The following is a 17,241-nucleotide window of genomic DNA, read 5'->3' on the forward strand; positions in this document are numbered from 1 at the left end:
AGGCGTCTCGCCTGTCAAATGTGAGGTCTTGGCAAATGGCTTTATGGTTTTCTCTCTTTGCGGTGGTGATACTTACTTTTGTTGTTTTTATGGGTGTAGAAATGGGAAAGCTACAAGTCCTCTTTGGTGTTATCATACCCTATGCGGCTTTGGCGATCTTTATTGTGGGGGTTATTAGTCGTGTCTTGAGATGGGCGAGATCGCCTGTCCCCTTCCGAATAACTACAACTTGCGGACAGCAGAAATCCCTACCGTGGATCAAGTCAAACAATATTGAGAGTCCGCACAACACCATGGGTGTTATCGTGAGGATGGCGCTGGAGGTGCTTCTGTTTCGCTCCCTCTTCAGAAACACAAAAGTTGAATTGAGGAATGATCCCAGACTCGTATACGGTGGAGCCAAGTGGCTCTGGCTGGCCGGACTTGCCTTTCATTGGTCGTTTCTTGTCATTCTCATCAGACACTTGAGGTTTTTTACCGAGCCGGTGCCGCGCCTGGTAGGGCTTTTTGCCGGTATTGACGGGGTTTTCGAGATAGGAGTACCCGCTCTTTACATAAGCGGTTTAATCATGCTCGTCTCTGTAACCTACCTCTTCCTCAGGCGGGTTTTTATCCCCCAGGTCCGCTACATCTCCCTTGCCGCTGACTACTTTCCATTGTTTCTGATTATTGGTGTTGGTCTGTCCGGTCTCCTGATGCGGCATTTTTTCAAGGTGGATCTCTTGAAGGTAAAGGAATTGGTTATGGGATTGGTCAGTTTTCATCCTGTTGTTCCCACTGGGATAGGGATTCCCTTTTACATTCATCTGTTTTTAGTCAGTGTCCTGCTCGTGTACTTTCCCTTCAGCAAGCTGATGCACCTAACAGGGGTTTTCTTCAGTCCTACGAGGAATCTGGCGAATAACAATCGTGTGAAAAGGCATATCAATCCATGGGATTACCCTGTGAAGGTTCATACGTACGAGGAATATGAGGACGAATTTAGAGATAGAATGAAAGAGGCTGGAATACCAGTGGAAAAGGAGTAGAGATGTCATCATCAGAGCTGCCGTCATCATCAGAGCTGTCTAACATCCCTGAACCGGATGAATTCATGCGAGTCGTCCATAAGCCGCCGCGAAAGGGGTGGATGGATACCCCCGTTGAATTCAAGCGGGGAACCTATTGCTTTCCGGGAAAGGCCAAAAATCTTAAGATCCTTGATATGCCAAATCCGAGGGAATGGTCACCTACCGATGAGGACTGGAAACTGCCGGAAAACTGGAAGGAGATCATCAGGGAAGGATTCAAGGATCGTCTTGAGAAGTACCGTTCCTTTAAACTCTTCATGGATATCTGTGTGAGATGCGGCGCCTGCGCCGACAAGTGCCATTTCTTCATCGGTTCCGGAGACCCCAAGAATATGCCGGTCCTCAGGGCGGAACTTCTCAGGTCGGTATATCGTAATGATTTCACCACGGCAGGCAAGCTCTTAGGAAGGCTTGCCGGGGCAAGAGAACTTACTGAGGATGTAATAAAAGAATGGTTCTACTACTTTTACCAGTGTACCGAGTGCCGCCGCTGTTCGGTCTTCTGCCCCTACGGGATTGATACCGCGGAGATCACGATGATGGGCAGGGAACTCCTCCATCTGTTAGGTTTGGGTATCAACTGGGCCATGGAGCCGGTGGCGAATTGCTTCAGGACAGGGAATCATCTGGGGATTCGGCCCCATGGATTCAAGGATACCCTCGAATTTTTTGCGGATGATATAGAAAATGTAACGGGTATCAGAATAGATGTGCCACTTAATAAAAAGGGCGCCGAGATCCTCTTTGTCGTGCCTTCTGGTGATTACTTTGGCGATCCGGGTACTTACACCTGCATGGGGTACATGATGCTCTTCCATGAACTGGGCATTGACTATACCTGGAGCACATACGCCTCCGAGGGGGGAAACTTCGGTTTATTTACCTCCCATGAGATGATTAAGAGGCTCAATGCCAAGATCTACACCGAGGCGAAGAGGTTGGGGGTAAAATGGATCCTCGGCGGGGAATGTGGCCACATGTGGAGGGTCATGCATCAGTATATGGATACAATGAACGGTCCGGCCGATTTTCTCGAGGAGCCGGTCTCTCCTATTACGGGCACAAAGTTTGAGAATGCAAAGTCCACGAAGATGGTGCATATCATGGAATTTACCGCCGATCTCATCAGGCACAATAAATTGAGATTGGATCTCGGGAGAAATGATGACCTGATTGTGACCTTCCATGACTCCTGCAATCCCGCAAGGGCCATGGGGATATTTGAGGAACCGCGGTATGTTATCCGGAATGTGTGTAACCATTTCTATGATATGCCGGAGGGTACCATCAGGGAACAGACATTCTGCTGTGGGGGCGGGGCCGGCCTGGGCACTGACGAAAACCTGGATATGAGGTTACGTGGGGGGTTCCCGAGGGGAAACGCCGTCAGATATGTCCAGGAGAAATACGGGGTGAACCGCCTTGCCTGTATGTGTGCAATTGACAGGGCTACTCTTATTCCTCTCTGCGACTACTGGGCTCCGGGGGTGCTCGTTACCGGTATCCATGAGATGGTGGCGAATGCACTAATAATGAAAGGTGAGAAAGAGAGAACCATCAATCTTCGGGGTGAACCGCTACCAGGAAGTAAAAATCAGTCGTCAGTCGTCAGTCATAGAAACTGGAGACAGGCAGACAGGCGACTGGAGACAGGCAGAGAAGGAGAATAAAGGCGAATGTACGATACAGCTAAGATCATGGCAGGAATAATTATCTTCCTGTCTTTAATAACCTTTCCTGTCTGGTACAATGTAGTGGGAGGAAAGGCCGCGTATATACCTGACCTCAAGATTGTCACCCAGGAGAAGCAGTGTGTAGAGTCCACAGGGTACATGAGGACCAATCACATGCAGTTACTCAATGAATGGAGAAATACCGTTGTTCGAGAGGGCAACAGGGTATATGTGGCTTCTAATGGAAAGAAGTATGATATGAATCTGTCCAGGACATGCCTGAAATGTCATCTGAACAAGGCTGATTTTTGCGATAAGTGTCACAACTACGTGGAGGTGACGCCTACCTGCTTCAATTGCCACGTCGTCCCGGAGGAGAGAAACTCATGAAGACCGACAGAAGAGGATTCTTAAAGATAGGAGGCATTGGGATATTGGGTTTTGCTGCCAGGCCTCTTATGGATGTCCTTTTAAAAGGTGATCTGGTAGAAGCTTCACCCGAAGCTGATGCTCTAACGGGGAAAAGATGGGCCATGGCCGTCAATGTGAACAAGTGCAAGGAAGGATGCCGGGACTGTATCGCCGCCTGCCACAGTGTCCACAATGTCCCCGATTTGGGCAATCCCAAGGATGAGGTCAAGTGGATATGGACTGAGCCCTATAAGAAGGTATTTCCCGAGCAGGAGCAGGAATTTAGCACCAGAGGTAATAAGCCCGTTGTTGTATTGTGCAACCACTGTGACAACCCTCCCTGTGTAAGGGTTTGTCCCACAAAGGCCACCTTTAAGAGAAGAGACGGGATTGTCATGATGGACTATCATCGGTGTATCGGCTGCAGATTCTGTATGGCTGCATGTCCGTATGGCTCAAGGAGTTTAAACTGGAGGGACCCCCGGCCTTTTATTAAGAAGATTAATCCGGACTTTCCCACGAGGATGAGGGGGGTTGTAGAAAAATGCGATTTTTGTGGGGAGCGCATCGCCAAGGGTCTTATCCCGGCGTGTGTAGAAGCGTGTAAGGAAAAGGCATTGGTTTTTGGTAATCTGAAGGACTCCGGTGCGGAAGTAAGAGAGGTTCTCCGTGCAAGTCACACCATCCGAAGAAGGCCAGAGCTGGGTACAGGACCACAAATCTACTATCTTGTGTGAGGGGTTATGTTAGAGAAGGCGCTCATTGGAAGTAAGAAGTACTATGGATTGGTTATTCTGCTGCTCATTATTATCGGAGGGGGATTTTATTTTTACCTCAGGCAATTGACTTACGGCCTGGGGATAACCGGAATGAGCAGGGATGTTTCTTGGGGTCTCTATATTGCCCAGTTTACCTTCCTGGTGGGTGTTGCCGCTTCAGCGGTGATGGTGGTTTTGCCCTATTATCTGCATAACTACAAGGCATTCGGGAGGATTACCATCTTAGGGGAGTTTCTGGCCGTGGCCTGTGTGGCGATGTGCCTGACGTTCATTATTGTAGATCTCGGGCAGCCGGCACGGGCGTTTAATGTATTGCTCTACCCATCTCCCAGTTCAATCCTCTTCTGGGATATGGTTGTTTTGAATGGTTACCTTCTCCTGAATATCGTGATTGGCTGGACTGTATTAGCCTCTGAGCGCAAATCAGTGCCACCACCTACCTGGGTGAAACCTTTGATATATATCTCTATCCCCTTGGCCGTTAGTATCCATACAGTTACCGCCTTTATTTACGCCGGTCTTCCGGGGAGGGGTTTCTGGCTCACTGCCATTATGGCCCCTCGCTTCCTGGCCTCGGCATTTGCTTCCGGGCCGGCCCTTCTCATCCTGATGTGCTTTATTATAAGGAGGTTTACCAGATTTGATCCGGGGAAGGAGGCCATGCAGAATCTCGCCAGGATTGTTACCTATGCCATGGCGGTCAGTGTATTTTTCGTGCTGCTTGAGATCTTTACCGTCTTCTACAGTCAGATACCGGAACACATGCACCCATTCGAGTACCTCTTTGCCGGCCTGGAGGGGCATGAAAAGCTTGTGCCATGGATGTGGACTTCTGCCATACTTGCCATTGCCTCTCTCATCCTCCTGATTAACCCTGTCACACGGAGGAAGGAAGGTATCCTGGCCGTGGCCTGTGTGGCGGTATTTGCCTCCCTCTGGATAGAGAAGGGACTTGGTCTCGTGATCACCGGGTTTATCCCCTCTTCCTTGGGCAGGGTATTTGAGTATTCGCCCACGGGACCTGAGGTAATAATTACCCTCGGAGTCTGGGCAATGGGTTTTCTGATACTCACCGTTCTTTATAAGATAGCTGTTACAGTTAAAGAGGAGATAGCGGCATAGGGAGAGGGAAAAGAGAAATAATCGAGAAGGGAGGAAAGGAAGGGAAGAAGCAGTTTTTAATTTAGCTGATGGGGTTTATTACAGATTACATAAGGGGGTGAAAGAGGAAATGGCGTATGTGGTAAAGGTTGATAAGGAAAAGTGTGACGGAGATGGTGCATGTGTTGAGAATTGCCCGGTAGAGGTCTTTGTGATCGGTGATGATGGTAAATCAGATCCGGTCAATGAGGATGAGTGCATCGGCTGTGACACATGCGTGGAAGTGTGTGAAAAGGGAGCCATTACCATTGAGGAGGTGTAAAACATCTTCATTTTCCTGAGGGATCCAGGGACGAGGGATTATGGTGAGAATGTTGAGGAAAGGAGATAAAATATGAGTAATATAGGATATGGCGGCAAAGAGATTGTGGAAAGGATCTTAGAACCAAAGGAAGCTGCCCAAAAGATTAAAGGGCCTGGTATGAGAGCGGTTCCCATTGGAAGCCAGATGGCAAATGAGGTTATAAACATTGCCTACGGTTGGTTCACACCTCTCGAAGGTTTTATGGGTAAGGCCGATGTAGATTCCGTATGCAAGAAGATGAGACTGGCGAACGGTGTGGTCTGGAGTATTCCGATCGTCTTTGATATCTCGGCAGGAGAAATATCCGACTATGGGATAAGAGAAAAGGGGAGTGTGCTTCTCACCTACGATAACAATCCCATGGCGATCTTCGAGGTAGAGGAGATATTCGATTACGACAGGAAGGAGATGTGTCAGGCCATATACGGGACGACCGATGAAAAGCATCCGGGTTGTGCAAGGACTTATAAGTATAAGGATAAATTCATCGGCGGTAAAATCACCCTCGTCAGCAGGCCGAAGATCAATCCTCCCTTTGAGGAGTACTTTATACCGCCCTTAGAGATGAGAAAGAGGTTTAAAGAGAAGGGCTGGGTAAGGGTTGTTGCCCATCAGACGAGAAACGTGCCCCATACAGGGCATGAATGGCTCATGAAGGGGGCCTGGTTCCAGACATACGGTGAACTCCCCATTGAGAAACCCTTAGTCGGGGTGCTGGTTAATGCGATCATTGGGGAAAAACGGAAGGGCGATTATATTGATGAGGCTATCATCCTGACCCAGGATGAATTGAGGAAGGCCGGTTATTTTGGGGATCATAACCACATGACCTCCCTTACCTTCTGGGATATGCGTTATGCAGGACCGAAGGAGGCGGTATTCCATGCGATGCTGAGGACCAATCTCGGTCTCACTCATCACATGTACGGGCGGGACCACGCGGGGGTTGGAACATACTATGGTACGTACGATGCTCACTACCTGCTCGAAAGCATAAAGAATGAGCTGAGTATTGCTTCCGTCTATTCCATGGACTGGTTGTACTGCCCCCACTGTGGGGAAGTCGCCTCGGAGGGTCTCTGCAACCACAGGAAGGAGTGGCAGAAATTTAGCGGCACCCTCATCAGGAGCATTGTGGATGACGGGGTAAAGCCGCCGCGTTTGATATTCAGGCCCGAGGTCTTTGATCTGGTGATGGAATGTGCTGAAAAATATGGTTTTGGTTCTCCCTTTGTTACAGATGAGTATCTGAAAAAGAGAACGCCTGTTTTCACGATTCCACCATTGAGCGCTTAATACGTCGTCATACGTCATATGTCTTTCGACTTTCGACTTTCGACTTTCGACATACGACATATGACATACGACTAATGTTTTGAGGAGGTGATGTTATGACTGAAGAGAAGTATCCCATCAATATCTGGGTAAATGAGGAGAGGTATGAAAAAATTAGAAGTGCCGGTCTGGCAGACCTGTGTGAGGAGATGCTGGCTGGCTTAAAAGTGATAAGGGCCTACGCCAACGATGCACAGAAGGATAAGATACTTTCGCTTTTTCCTACGGCAAAATTCGACAGTGCCACGACCAAAAGTATCGAGCTTCTTCCCAGGGAGGTAAAGGATAAGATATTTGATCTGATCGTGGAGAAAAAGAAAGTGGACGTTATGGAAGAGTTCTTGAAGCAACAGGGGTAAACGGTGGAGGATAAAGTAAAATCTGAAGGGAGGTGGTAAAGGGGGTAAATGGTAATCGGCAGGAGTAAACAAAATACGGTATGACCAGTAGTGGTAAGAAGAAACTATTTGAAGGAGGTAAAAAATTATGCCAAGTTATGTCATTACGGAGAAGTGTGACGGCTGCAAAGGGCAGGATAAGACGGCATGTATGCATATCTGCCCCAACGATTTAATGGTCTTGAACAAAGAGACAATGAAGGCCTACAATCAGGAGCCTACCTATTGCTGGGAGTGTTATTGTTGTGTGAAGATATGTCCACAGCAGGCTATGGATGTAAGGGGGTACGCAGACTTTATGCCCCTTGGCGCTGCCTCAACCCCCCTGAGAGGATCAGAGGACATCATGTGGACAATCACATTCAGGGACGGGAGGATAAAGAGGTTTAAGTATGCCATCAGGACGACACCGGAGGGTTCAATAAAGCCATTCGAGGGATTTCCCGAGGCAAAGGCAGCAGATTTGAACAATCACTTACTTCTCGGAGAACCCGACATAATGGGAGTAAAAGATCTCCCAACAAAGAAAAAATAGGAAGGGAGGAATGACCATGAGAGAGTTTAAAACAGAAGTTGTGGAGACTGATGTATTGATACTCGGTGGAGGAATGGCCGGCTGTGGCGCTGCAGTAGAGGCTGCATACTGGGCAAAGCCACTGGGTTTAAAGGTAACCCTTGTAGAAAAGGCTGCCATTGACAGAAGTGGTCCTGTTGCCATGGGACTTTCTGCCATTAATACATACATGGGAATGGATGGAAAGGTAACTGAGAATCCCCGTATGCCGGAAAGATTTGTTGAATATGTGACGAATGACCAGTGTGGTCTGGCAAGACAGGACATGGTCTATGATGTCGCAAGACATGTGGACTCAACCGTCAGACACTTCGATAAATGGGGTCTTCCTATATGGAAGGATGAGGCAGGAAACTATCGAAAATCAGGTGAATGGCAGGTGATGATATCCGGCGAGAGTTACAAGGTCGTCGTGGCAGAGGCAGCAAAGAACGCTATGGCCACTCTTGGTGATAAAGGTCAGATAATTGAGAGGGTTATGATTACGCATCTACTCAAGGATGAAAAGGAACCCGACAGGGTATGTGGTGCAATTGGCTTTAGCGTCAGGGAAGAGACGATCTATGTGTTTAAGGCTAAGGCAACTATCGCTCTGATGGGTGGTGCAGTCCATGTATTCAGGCCAAGGTCTCAGGGTGAAGGCTTTGGCAGGTCATGGATGCCGCCCTTTGTTAGCGGATCAATCTATGCCCTTGTACTCCAGGCAGGTGGTGAGCTTACACAGATGGATGTGACATTTGTCCCTCCGAGGTTCAAGGATTCTTATGGTCCTGTGGGCACATTCTTCCTGCTCTTTAAGACACCGGCAACAAATGCCTATGACGGGCCATACGTTGGTGCATATCCATCCGAGTTAGACAAGTGGGCGCCTTATTCAAATGCAAAGCCCTGTCCAACTGCTTTGAGAAACTATGAGATGATACTCTGCGCGAAGGAAGGCAAAACACCATACCTCATGCACACAAACAGGGTGGTAGAAAGGTTTCAGAAGGAGATAACAGATCCAAAGGAGCTGAAGAAGAAGATAAGAGAGTATGAAAGCGAAGCTTGGGAAGACTTCCTCGATATGACGATCTCAGGCGCCACCAACTGGGCTTCCCATAATGTTGACCCAATGGAAAAAGCGATGGAGCTTCAGCTGTCAGACACTGTCTTCATAGGTTCACATGCCTGCTCTTGTGGTTCCTGGACCTGTGGTCCTGAAGATCTAATGCCAAAAGAATATGCCGATGCATTCCCTGAGCAGTATAACTGTATGACCACTGTCAAGGGTCTATTTACAGCAGGTTGCGGAGTAGGCGCATGTGCCCATAAGTTTTCAAGTGGCTCACACGTACAGGGAAGGATTGCAGCAAAGTCTGCCCTGAAGTATGCCAATGACAGGAAGGACTATACGCCAACGCTGTCTGATGCTACGATAGGTAAATTCAAGGAAACAATATTGAGACCACTTGCCCTCTATGAAGAAAAAGCCACATATACAGTGAGTCCCGATGTGAATCCTAACTATATCTCTCCGCATAATTTCCTGTTCAGGCTGCAGAAGATAATGGGAGAATACTGCGGTGGATGGGAGACGTTGTATGGGACATCTGACAAGATGCTTGAGGCCGCCCTCTGGAAATTAGGGTTCTGCGGAGAGGATATAGAGAAGATTGCCGCCAAAGACCTTCATGAGCTACTGAGGGCATGGGAGAGTGTCCACAGGTACTATGTTGGTGAGGCATGTGCAAGGACAAGGCTTGCGAGGAAGGAGTCAAGATGGCCCGGATACTACTATAAATTCGATTACCTAAAACTGGATGAGGGTCAGAAGAAGTTTATAAATGTGAAGTACGATGTGGATAAGAAGGAATGGAAGGTAATTGAAAGGCCGATGATCCCTATCATGTAAGCCAGATGTATCCATGGGGGCGATCTTTCCGGTCGCCCCCATATTTTATTAGAGAATGGCCTATGAATGAAGAGTATGCTGAAAAACGCCGAAGGCTCTCTCTGGATGGCAGATTCAGATTTTCATGTCACAATGGACTTTTCTGTTTTAACACCTGCTGCGCTGATATAAATATCTTTCTCACACCTTATGATTTCCTGAGGATGAGAAGGGCTACGGGGTTGTCTTCGGGAGAATTCTTAAAGGGATATACCATCCCACTCTTAGGCGAGGAGAGGTTACCTCTGGTTGTGCTTAAGATGAAGGAGGACGAAAATAAGAGCTGTCCTTTTGTTACCCAAGAGGGTTGCAGTATATACCAGGACAGACCATGGTCATGCAGGATGTATCCCATATTCCCCTCTTCTTCAAAAGAAGAAGAATTTTTTATAGAGGAAGGGAGCTCATGCCTTGGATTTAAAGAGGAAAAATGGTGGACAATACAAGAGTGGAAGAAGGGTCATGGGATCGATATCTATGATAAAATGAATGAATCTTATAAGGAGATTACCTTCCATGATTATTTCCTGAAGGGGAATAAACTTGATCCAGGAAGGTCGAAGATGCTTTATATGGCCTGTTACGACCTGGATGAGTTTAACAGATTTCTTTTTGAAACCAGGTTTTTTGATATTTATGATGTGGAGAGGGAGACTATTGAAAGAATAAAAGAAGACGAGGAAGAACTCCTAAGTTTTGGATATAGATGGGTAAGATTCAATTTCTTTGGGGAAGATACATTAAGACTCAAAGATAAGACTTTTGAGAAGATTTTGCAGGCCAAGAGGAAGGAATCTCTAAAGGATTAAGAGAGACAAGCAAAGAAAGGATTAATCCATGTTAATGGATATGGGTGTCGTGGAACCTGTTAAGCGCACACTGGATTCCAAATTCAAATTCGGATGTCATAATGATATCAGCTGCTTTACTAGCTGTTGTAGCCGTACAAGTATAATTCTTACCCCCTATGACATCGTAAGGATAAAAAATAGGTTGGGAATCTCTTCAGGAGATTTCCTCGAGAAATACACCTACACCTATATTGATGAAGAGAACTCACATCCTTATGCAGTGCTTAAGGTGATGGATGATAATAAAGGGGGATGTCCCTTTGTTACACCTGAGGGCTGCAGTATTTATGAAGACCGGCCTTCTAACTGTCGCTATTATCCTGTCGGTCAAGGTCTCATGATAATTGGCTCAGAGGAAGGGCCGGTAAATGAAGAATTTTACTTCTTTATAAGAGATCCAAATTGTCTTGGTTATCAGGAGGGCAGAGAGTGGACAATAGAGAGTTGGAGGATCAACCAGGGAGCTGACATTTATGATGATATGACAAGGGAGTGGATGGAGATCCAGTTGAGGAGAAACCCATCTGAGCAGTCCAAACTCGACTCGAAGAAACAGGCCATGCTTTACATGGCAAGCTATGATTTAGATAAGTTCAAAAGATTTATTTCTGAGAGTAAACTTCTCGATATCCTTGAGATTGATAAGGTGGAGGTCGAAAAGATAAAAACTGATGAAATAGCGCTGATGAAGTTTGGATTCAAATACCTGAAATACATCCTGATGCTTGAGGAAACGTTGAAAGTAAAAAAAGAATCATTGCCGTCCCAACGTTAGTCAAATAAATTAATTTCTGAGGGAATAATAAAAGGAGGGACGCGCTCTGTCGCGTCCAAAGTAAGGAGGAAACATGGCGGATACAAAGGTTTCTGACGGAGATGTTTTTGTTATCGGAGGAGGGATCAGTGGGCTCACCACGGCCGTCGAAGCTGCGGAAGCGGGGTGCAGGGTCATCCTCGTGGAGAAAGAGCCTTTTCTCGGGGGAAGGGTGGCCAGGAACAACAAGTACTATACCAAGCTCTGCCCTCCATCTTGTGGACTGGAAATAAACTTCAAGAGGATAAAGAAAAATCCCAATATTCAGTGTCTCACACTGTCGGAGGTAGAAGCGATCTCCGGTGGGGAGGGGAATTACGAGGCAACCATCAGGGTAAATCCCCGGTACGTTAATGAGAACTGTACCGCCTGCGGAAAATGCGCCGAGGTGTGTGTTACAGAGATACCAAATGAGTTCAACCTTGGGATGGATAAAATCAGAGCTGCTTACCTTCCCTATCCGATGGCGTTTCCCATGAGATATGTGATAGCTCCGGAAATTATCGGTACGGAAGAAGCGAAGAAGTGTCTCGAGGCATGTAAATACAACGCCATTGATCTTACGATGAAGCAGGAGACCGTCAAGGTGAAAGTTGGGGCGATAGTTGTCGCTACAGGCTGGGATCCTTATGATGCGGCAAAAATTGACAACCTTGGTTTTGGTAAATGCAGGAATGTGATCACCAATGTAATGATGGAAAGGCTGGCATCTCCTTCCGGACCGACAAAGGGGAGGATAGTCAGGCCTTCTGACGGGAAAGAGGTGAAAACTGTTATCTTTGCCCAGTGTGCCGGCTCCCGGGATGAGAATCATCTTGCCTACTGTTCAGGTGTGTGCTGTCTCGCTTCCCTCAAACAGGCCACCTATGTGAGAGAACAGTATCCGGATGCAAAGGCGACGATCTTTTACATAGACATCAGGGCCCTCGGTAAGTTTGAAGACTTCTACACGAAAGTGGCAATGGACGAGAATATATCCCTTATCAAGGGAAAGGCAGCCAGGGTAGAAGAGGACCCGGCCACTGCCGACGTGGTGGTGGAAGTGGAAGACACGCTGACAGGCGATAAGATCAAAGTTAGGGCTGACATGGTTGTTTTAGCCACGGGAATGGTTCCCCGTCCACTGGGGAGTAACATCGCCGTAACGTATGACGAGTTTGGATTTATTGTCTCTGATCCGTCCAAAAGAGGCATATATGGCGTCGGCTGCGCCAGGAGACCTACAGGGGTTGCGCAATCGGTTCAGGATGCCACAGGGGCAGCGCTAAAAGCTATGCAGAGTATGGTAAGGAGGTAACTACGATGGATAAGAAGGTCGGGGTTTATATATGCACTGGTTGTGAAATTGGGGAATCTCTTGATGTTCCCGCCCTTTCTAAGGTGGCAACTTCTGAATACAAAGTTCCCATATGTAAAAACAACCCGATGTTATGCGGTAAGGAAGGTTCTTCCCTCGTCACTGCCGATATGGAGAAGGAAGGGGTCAATACGGTAGTTATCGCTGCCTGTTCACCGAGAGAAAAAACCGATGTCTTCATGTACGATCCCACCTCTGTCTGTATGGAAAGGGTAAACATTAGGGAACATGTTGTCTGGTGCCATTCCTCTCAGGATGAAGATACCCAGATGCTGGCGGAAGACTACCTGAGAATGGGGATCGCTAAGGCCCAGAAGATGGCCCCCCTGGAACCTTTCAATGAGCAGATAGATAAGACCATCCTTGTCGTGGGTGGTGGGATAACGGGGATGACATCGGCCATCGAGGCGGCAAAGGCCGGATACGATGTTATTCTCGTCGAGAAGGCCCCTGAATTAGGGGGATGGATGAAGAAGCTTTGGAAACAGTATCCGAAGATCCCCCCTTACCTGGAACTCCAGCCTACAGGAGTTGATGAAAAGATCAAAGAGGTGATGTCCCATACGAAAATCAAGGTGTATACAGGGGCTAAGATAGAAAAAACAACAGGCGCCCCCGGTCTCTTTGATGTTGTTGTCAGTCAGAACGGGAAATCGGAGACGGTAAGGGTAGGGGCAATCGTGGAGGCTGCCGGCTGGCAACCGTATGATGCCACGAAGCTCGGTTCTTTAGGTTTTGGCAAATATGCAAATGTCGTGACCGGGATCATGGTGGAGGAGATGGCGGCAGGGGGGAAATTTACGCGTCCCTCTGATGGAAAAGAGGCAAAGAGCGTGGCCTTCATCCAGTGTGCCGGCTCCCGGGACAAAGATCACCTCCCCTACTGTTCCTCTTACTGTTGCCTTGCCTCGTTGAAACAGGCTAAGTATATAAGGGAAAAGGACAGTGACGCAAAGGTTTACATCCTCTACAAGGATATAAGGACCGTCGGTCAGTATGAGATCTTTTACAAAAAGGTCCAGGAAGACCCCGGCATCTTCCTGACGAAGGGTGAGGTTGCCGGCATCTCTGAGGATGCTGAGAAGAATCTTGTTATTGACGTGGATAACACCCTCTTGGGTGAGAAGATACAGGTAAAGGCGGAGATGGTCGTCCTGGCAACGGGGATGGTTCCCACGGCGGGGATTGAGGCGAGAGAACCGATAGTATCACCGGAAGAGGCAGAGAAGACCTGTGAGGAGAAAAAGGAAGAGGAAAAAGACCTCCCCGCGGATACTATTATCCCATCGGATATTCTGAACCTCGAATACAGACAAGGACCGGAACCACCCGCCCTGAGATATGGGTTCCCCGATTCACACTATATATGTTTTCCCTATGAGACACGCAGAACGGGCATTTACGCCGCTGGATGCGTAAGACAACCGATGGATAGCGCCGCCTGCATGGATGATGCGGGAGGAGCTGCATTGAAGGCTATACAGTGCGTTGAACTTACCGCCCAGGGGAAAGCGGTCCATCCGAGAGCGGGGGATATGAGCTATCCGGAATTATACATGTCGCGGTGTACCCAGTGCAAGAGGTGCACGGAGGAGTGCCCATTTGGTGTGTACAACGAAGATGAAAAGGCCAATCCATTGCCCAACCCCACCAGATGTCGCAGGTGTGGTATCTGCATGGGGTCATGTCCCGAGAGGATCATCTCTTTCAAGGACTATTCCGTGGACATTATCGGGTCCATGGTAAAGGCGATAGATGTCCCCGAAGAGGACGAGGAAAAACCGAGGGTTGTAGCCTTTCTCTGCGAGAACGACGCCTATCCTTCCATGGATATCGTAGGCCAAAAACGTCTCTCCTACAATCCCTATGTAAGGGTTATCCCCTTGAGGTGCCTGGGTAATGTTAATCTCGTATGGATCGCCGATGCCCTCTCCAAGGGTATAGATGGGATTCTCCTGATAGGGTGCAAATACGGTGATGATTATCAATGTCACTTCATCAAGGGAAGCGAACTGGCGAACTACAGGATGGAAAAGATCAAGGAGACGCTGGACAGGCTTCGCCTTGAATCTGACAGGATACGCATCCTGGAGCTTTCGCTCGACGAATACGATAAACTACCGGGGATCTTCGACGATTTCCTCGCAAAAATAGAAGAGCTTGGTCCAAACCCGTATAAGGGTCTTTAGACGTTTTAAGTAGGCTTGAGAGGGACAGAGGCACAAAGGCACAGAGAAAAGAGGTGGAAAAATGGTGGATAGACAACTCATAGAACCTGATATGGATTTTGTTAAGAAAATGGAAGGTCTTGGAGGGAACACACTGAAAAAGTGTTTTCAATGTGCGACATGTTCTGTTGTATGCAATCTGACCCCGGAAAAGAAGCCTTTCCCAAGAAAAGAGATGATCTGGGCTTCTTGGGGGCTGAAGGAGAGGCTCCTGGGCGACCCCGATGTATGGCTCTGCCATCAGTGTAATGATTGTTCCACCTACTGTCCCCGGGGGGCGAAACCCGGGGATGTCCTTGCAGCGGTGAGAAACTATAGTTTTATGCACTACGCCTCTCCGCAATTTTTGGGCAAGGCCCTCGGCAAAGCAACGTATCTCCCCTTCCTCTTGGCCTTTCCGGTTATCCTTCTTCTCTTTCTTATGGGGATTACAGGCCATCTTGCGATACCGGAGGGTGAAATCGTATTTGCCAAATTTATTCCCCATACCATTGTAGACCCTGTCTTTATGGCCGTTTCCATTCTGGTCGTTATATCCATTGTAAGGGGGATATCGCGATTCTGGAATGGCCTTAAAGTCGGTGTCCATCCCTTAAGCTCTCAGAATATATCCGGGGGAGATCTTGTAAAGTTACATGTAATTCCTACCCTGGTGGAGATATTAAAGCATTCCCGATTTAAGAAATGTGAGAGAAGCAGCTTCAGGTATCTTGCCCACCTGTTGATCTTTTACGGGTTTATCGCCCTGGCGGCGGTAACGGGACTGATATTTTTAGGGACGTACCTGCTTGGCACAGAACTTCCTCTTTCCATGTATAACCCGGTAAAGATCCTGGCCAACCTGGGGGCAGCATCCCTTTTTATCGGTTGCACGATAGTAATTTCCAACAGATTAAAGGAAACGGAGGATAAAAGCAGGAGCGCATATTTCGACTGGGTATTTATCATCATGGTCTATCTGGTGACAATTTCTGGTATACTTACCGAGGTCACGAGACTTGAGCGTTTTGCCGTCTTAGCCTACTGGCTCTATTTTATCCATCTTGTCCTGGTATTTTATCTTCTCGCCTATCTGCCATTTTCCAAGTTTGCCCACCTGATCTACAGGACAGTTGCCATGGTCTATGCAAGCTATTCACAGAGGGAAATAGAGCTGCCCTAACTGCCTGCTGGAAGGAGAAGGGGGACGCCCTTAAATAAATAAGCAACTCATTTAAATGAGCTGATAACTATTTTCCTGAGCAATGGCCTCCCCTCTCTGAACTGCATATCCTACACCAGGCGGACTCATCCCTAACCGTCTGGCCAAGTCGGCTAGGGAAATCCCCAACTCCCGCACCGCCCAGAAGCAAAAAAGGCTCCGCGCATTAACCCGCTGCTGCTGGCGACCCCTCGCCAAAACTTCTCCCACATCCATCCGGTAGATCTCTGCAACCCTTTTCGCAATTTGCTCCAGACTATAACCGCGCCTTCTCAACTCGCATTGGCGCGTGCAGTACTCGTTAGCTCTGGCAAGGACTGAATCCACAAAATCTGAATCCCCCAATATCCGCTCATCACTCTTTATATGCTCCAGACCCTTTAACCTTAATTTCTTTGCCTCCGCCCAGCCTCCAAGAGTACGAACTAGCCCACCCCCAATGAGGTCCTCTCGACGTCCTTGCTCAAGCCCAGCCTCTACATAAGAAAAATACGCCCTCCTGGCACTATGAACCGTTTTACCAAAAGGATGTAGAACATAATCTACATCCTGCCAAGAGCATTCCTTCTTGCCCATCAAGGTGCTATGCCCGCAATAGAAATAACTGTTTAGATCGGCTAAATTAGAAACAATTCCGGCTCGGAGAGGGTTCAGGTGAATATAGCGAACCAGCTCCTGGAAATATTTCTCTTCCTGGCACACAATTGATTTGTACCGGTTTTGTAACAGATGGCCATGCCGCTTGTGGCGACGGTTAAAGCTGACCACGTATCCGGTAAGTAATCTCCTCATCAAAGTAGCGATGGAGATTTCACCTGTGCGGAAGAGAAAGTGAGCATGATTCGGTAGAAAGGCCCAGGCATAACAAACCGTCCTGGTTTCCAGCAGAAGTCTCCCCAGCCGTTCAAGAAGATTCTCACGATCTTGATTATCCCTGAAGATGTTTCGATGCTCAATGCCCCTGATGATGATGTGGTGTACCACTCCGGGAGCGTCAAGGCGAGCTGATCTTGGCATAGTCTCTTGTCTATCATGCCAGCCCGCTCTCTGTCAACTGAATTATTTAAGGGCGTCCCCATCATCATCCATCATCATCCTAGTCTCTTGTCTATCATGCCAGCCCGCTCTCTGTCAACTGAATTATTTAAGGGC

At 47.9% G+C, this 17,241-nt stretch carries 16 protein-coding genes; 15 read left to right on the forward strand and 1 reads right to left on the reverse strand.

Annotated elements, in window-relative coordinates; all coding sequences use genetic code 11:
• Nucleotides 1-35 precede the first annotated feature (35 nt).
• From dsrM to qmoC, 15 genes are all read left to right on the forward strand, one after another.
• Complete coding sequence (gene dsrM, locus QMD03_00755; GenBank protein MDI6775766.1) at nucleotides 36-1,028, forward strand: sulfate reduction electron transfer complex DsrMKJOP subunit DsrM; 993 nt, start codon at nucleotides 36-38, stop codon at nucleotides 1,026-1,028.
• A gap of 2 nt (nucleotides 1,029-1,030) precedes the next feature.
• Entirely contained in the window at nucleotides 1,031-2,740 is a 1,710-nt protein-coding gene (locus QMD03_00760) for a (Fe-S)-binding protein (GenBank protein ID MDI6775767.1), read from the forward strand.
• A gap of 6 nt (nucleotides 2,741-2,746) precedes the next feature.
• Nucleotides 2,747-3,133, forward strand: a complete 387-nt coding sequence (dsrJ, locus tag QMD03_00765; GenBank protein MDI6775768.1) for a sulfate reduction electron transfer complex DsrMKJOP subunit DsrJ — start codon at nucleotides 2,747-2,749, stop codon at nucleotides 3,131-3,133.
• Nucleotides 3,130-3,891: a 4Fe-4S dicluster domain-containing protein gene (locus tag QMD03_00770; protein MDI6775769.1), complete on the forward strand. Its 762-nt coding sequence runs from the start codon at nucleotides 3,130-3,132 to the stop codon at nucleotides 3,889-3,891. Before dsrJ ends, QMD03_00770 begins: the two co-directional genes overlap by 4 nt.
• A gap of 6 nt (nucleotides 3,892-3,897) precedes the next feature.
• Nucleotides 3,898-5,055, forward strand: a complete 1,158-nt coding sequence (gene nrfD, locus QMD03_00775; protein MDI6775770.1) for a polysulfide reductase NrfD — start codon at nucleotides 3,898-3,900, stop codon at nucleotides 5,053-5,055.
• A 109-nt stretch (nucleotides 5,056-5,164) separates the two neighbouring features.
• Nucleotides 5,165-5,356: a 4Fe-4S binding protein gene (locus tag QMD03_00780; GenBank protein MDI6775771.1), complete on the forward strand. Its 192-nt coding sequence runs from the start codon at nucleotides 5,165-5,167 to the stop codon at nucleotides 5,354-5,356.
• A gap of 72 nt (nucleotides 5,357-5,428) precedes the next feature.
• Nucleotides 5,429-6,694, forward strand: a complete 1,266-nt coding sequence (sat, locus tag QMD03_00785) for a sulfate adenylyltransferase (protein ID MDI6775772.1) — start codon at nucleotides 5,429-5,431, stop codon at nucleotides 6,692-6,694.
• 95 nt (nucleotides 6,695-6,789) lie between these two features.
• Nucleotides 6,790-7,092 (forward strand): hypothetical protein, encoded by a 303-nt coding sequence (locus tag QMD03_00790; GenBank protein ID MDI6775773.1) that lies wholly within the window; start codon nucleotides 6,790-6,792, stop codon nucleotides 7,090-7,092.
• Between the two features lie 127 nt (nucleotides 7,093-7,219).
• Nucleotides 7,220-7,666, forward strand: coding sequence for an adenylyl-sulfate reductase subunit beta (gene aprB / locus QMD03_00795; GenBank protein MDI6775774.1), 447 nt, complete (start codon nucleotides 7,220-7,222; stop codon nucleotides 7,664-7,666).
• 16 nt (nucleotides 7,667-7,682) lie between these two features.
• Complete coding sequence (gene aprA, locus QMD03_00800; protein MDI6775775.1) at nucleotides 7,683-9,599, forward strand: adenylyl-sulfate reductase subunit alpha; 1,917 nt, start codon at nucleotides 7,683-7,685, stop codon at nucleotides 9,597-9,599.
• Between the two features lie 62 nt (nucleotides 9,600-9,661).
• On the forward strand, nucleotides 9,662-10,447 hold the full coding sequence (locus QMD03_00805; protein MDI6775776.1) for a YkgJ family cysteine cluster protein: 786 nt from the start codon (nucleotides 9,662-9,664) through the stop codon (nucleotides 10,445-10,447).
• A gap of 40 nt (nucleotides 10,448-10,487) precedes the next feature.
• On the forward strand, nucleotides 10,488-11,264 hold the full coding sequence (locus QMD03_00810) for a YkgJ family cysteine cluster protein (GenBank protein ID MDI6775777.1): 777 nt from the start codon (nucleotides 10,488-10,490) through the stop codon (nucleotides 11,262-11,264).
• A gap of 73 nt (nucleotides 11,265-11,337) precedes the next feature.
• A complete protein-coding gene (locus QMD03_00815) occupies nucleotides 11,338-12,600 on the forward strand; it encodes a CoB--CoM heterodisulfide reductase iron-sulfur subunit A family protein (GenBank protein MDI6775778.1) in 1,263 nt (420 codons plus the stop codon).
• Between the two features lie 5 nt (nucleotides 12,601-12,605).
• On the forward strand, nucleotides 12,606-14,849 hold the full coding sequence (locus tag QMD03_00820) for an FAD-dependent oxidoreductase (protein MDI6775779.1): 2,244 nt from the start codon (nucleotides 12,606-12,608) through the stop codon (nucleotides 14,847-14,849).
• 61 nt (nucleotides 14,850-14,910) lie between these two features.
• A complete protein-coding gene (gene qmoC / locus QMD03_00825; GenBank protein ID MDI6775780.1) occupies nucleotides 14,911-16,050 on the forward strand; it encodes a quinone-interacting membrane-bound oxidoreductase complex subunit QmoC in 1,140 nt (379 codons plus the stop codon).
• 51 nt (nucleotides 16,051-16,101) lie between these two features.
• Here the strand turns inward: qmoC and QMD03_00830 are convergent, their stop codons facing one another.
• Nucleotides 16,102-17,106, reverse strand: coding sequence for a transposase (locus QMD03_00830; GenBank protein ID MDI6775781.1), 1,005 nt, complete (start codon nucleotides 17,104-17,106; stop codon nucleotides 16,102-16,104).
• Between the last annotated feature and the right edge of the window lie 135 nt (nucleotides 17,107-17,241).

Source organism: Syntrophales bacterium (assembly GCA_030018935.1).
Taxonomy (GTDB): domain Bacteria; phylum Desulfobacterota; class Syntrophia; order Syntrophales; family CG2-30-49-12; genus CG2-30-49-12.

What these genes read in the sequence shown, in the direction of transcription:
- QMD03_00830 (MDI6775781.1), bottom strand. Translation starts at nt 17,106, where the DNA reads ATGCCAAGATCAGCTCGCCTTGACGCTCCCGGAGTGGTACACCACATC.
- QMD03_00815 (MDI6775778.1), top strand. Translation starts at nt 11,338, where the DNA reads ATGGCGGATACAAAGGTTTCTGACGGAGATGTTTTTGTTATCGGAGGA.
- dsrM (MDI6775766.1), top strand. Translation starts at nt 36, where the DNA reads ATGGCTTTATGGTTTTCTCTCTTTGCGGTGGTGATACTTACTTTTGTT.
- QMD03_00790 (MDI6775773.1), top strand. Translation starts at nt 6,790, where the DNA reads ATGACTGAAGAGAAGTATCCCATCAATATCTGGGTAAATGAGGAGAGG.
- aprA (MDI6775775.1), top strand. Translation starts at nt 7,683, where the DNA reads ATGAGAGAGTTTAAAACAGAAGTTGTGGAGACTGATGTATTGATACTC.
- qmoC (MDI6775780.1), top strand. Translation starts at nt 14,911, where the DNA reads ATGGTGGATAGACAACTCATAGAACCTGATATGGATTTTGTTAAGAAA.
- QMD03_00810 (MDI6775777.1), top strand. Translation starts at nt 10,488, where the DNA reads ATGGGTGTCGTGGAACCTGTTAAGCGCACACTGGATTCCAAATTCAAA.
- dsrJ (MDI6775768.1), top strand. Translation starts at nt 2,747, where the DNA reads ATGTACGATACAGCTAAGATCATGGCAGGAATAATTATCTTCCTGTCT.
- QMD03_00770 (MDI6775769.1), top strand. Translation starts at nt 3,130, where the DNA reads ATGAAGACCGACAGAAGAGGATTCTTAAAGATAGGAGGCATTGGGATA.
- QMD03_00805 (MDI6775776.1), top strand. Translation starts at nt 9,662, where the DNA reads ATGAATGAAGAGTATGCTGAAAAACGCCGAAGGCTCTCTCTGGATGGC.
- sat (MDI6775772.1), top strand. Translation starts at nt 5,429, where the DNA reads ATGAGTAATATAGGATATGGCGGCAAAGAGATTGTGGAAAGGATCTTA.
- nrfD (MDI6775770.1), top strand. Translation starts at nt 3,898, where the DNA reads ATGTTAGAGAAGGCGCTCATTGGAAGTAAGAAGTACTATGGATTGGTT.
- QMD03_00820 (MDI6775779.1), top strand. Translation starts at nt 12,606, where the DNA reads ATGGATAAGAAGGTCGGGGTTTATATATGCACTGGTTGTGAAATTGGG.
- QMD03_00780 (MDI6775771.1), top strand. Translation starts at nt 5,165, where the DNA reads ATGGCGTATGTGGTAAAGGTTGATAAGGAAAAGTGTGACGGAGATGGT.
- QMD03_00760 (MDI6775767.1), top strand. Translation starts at nt 1,031, where the DNA reads ATGTCATCATCAGAGCTGCCGTCATCATCAGAGCTGTCTAACATCCCT.
- aprB (MDI6775774.1), top strand. Translation starts at nt 7,220, where the DNA reads ATGCCAAGTTATGTCATTACGGAGAAGTGTGACGGCTGCAAAGGGCAG.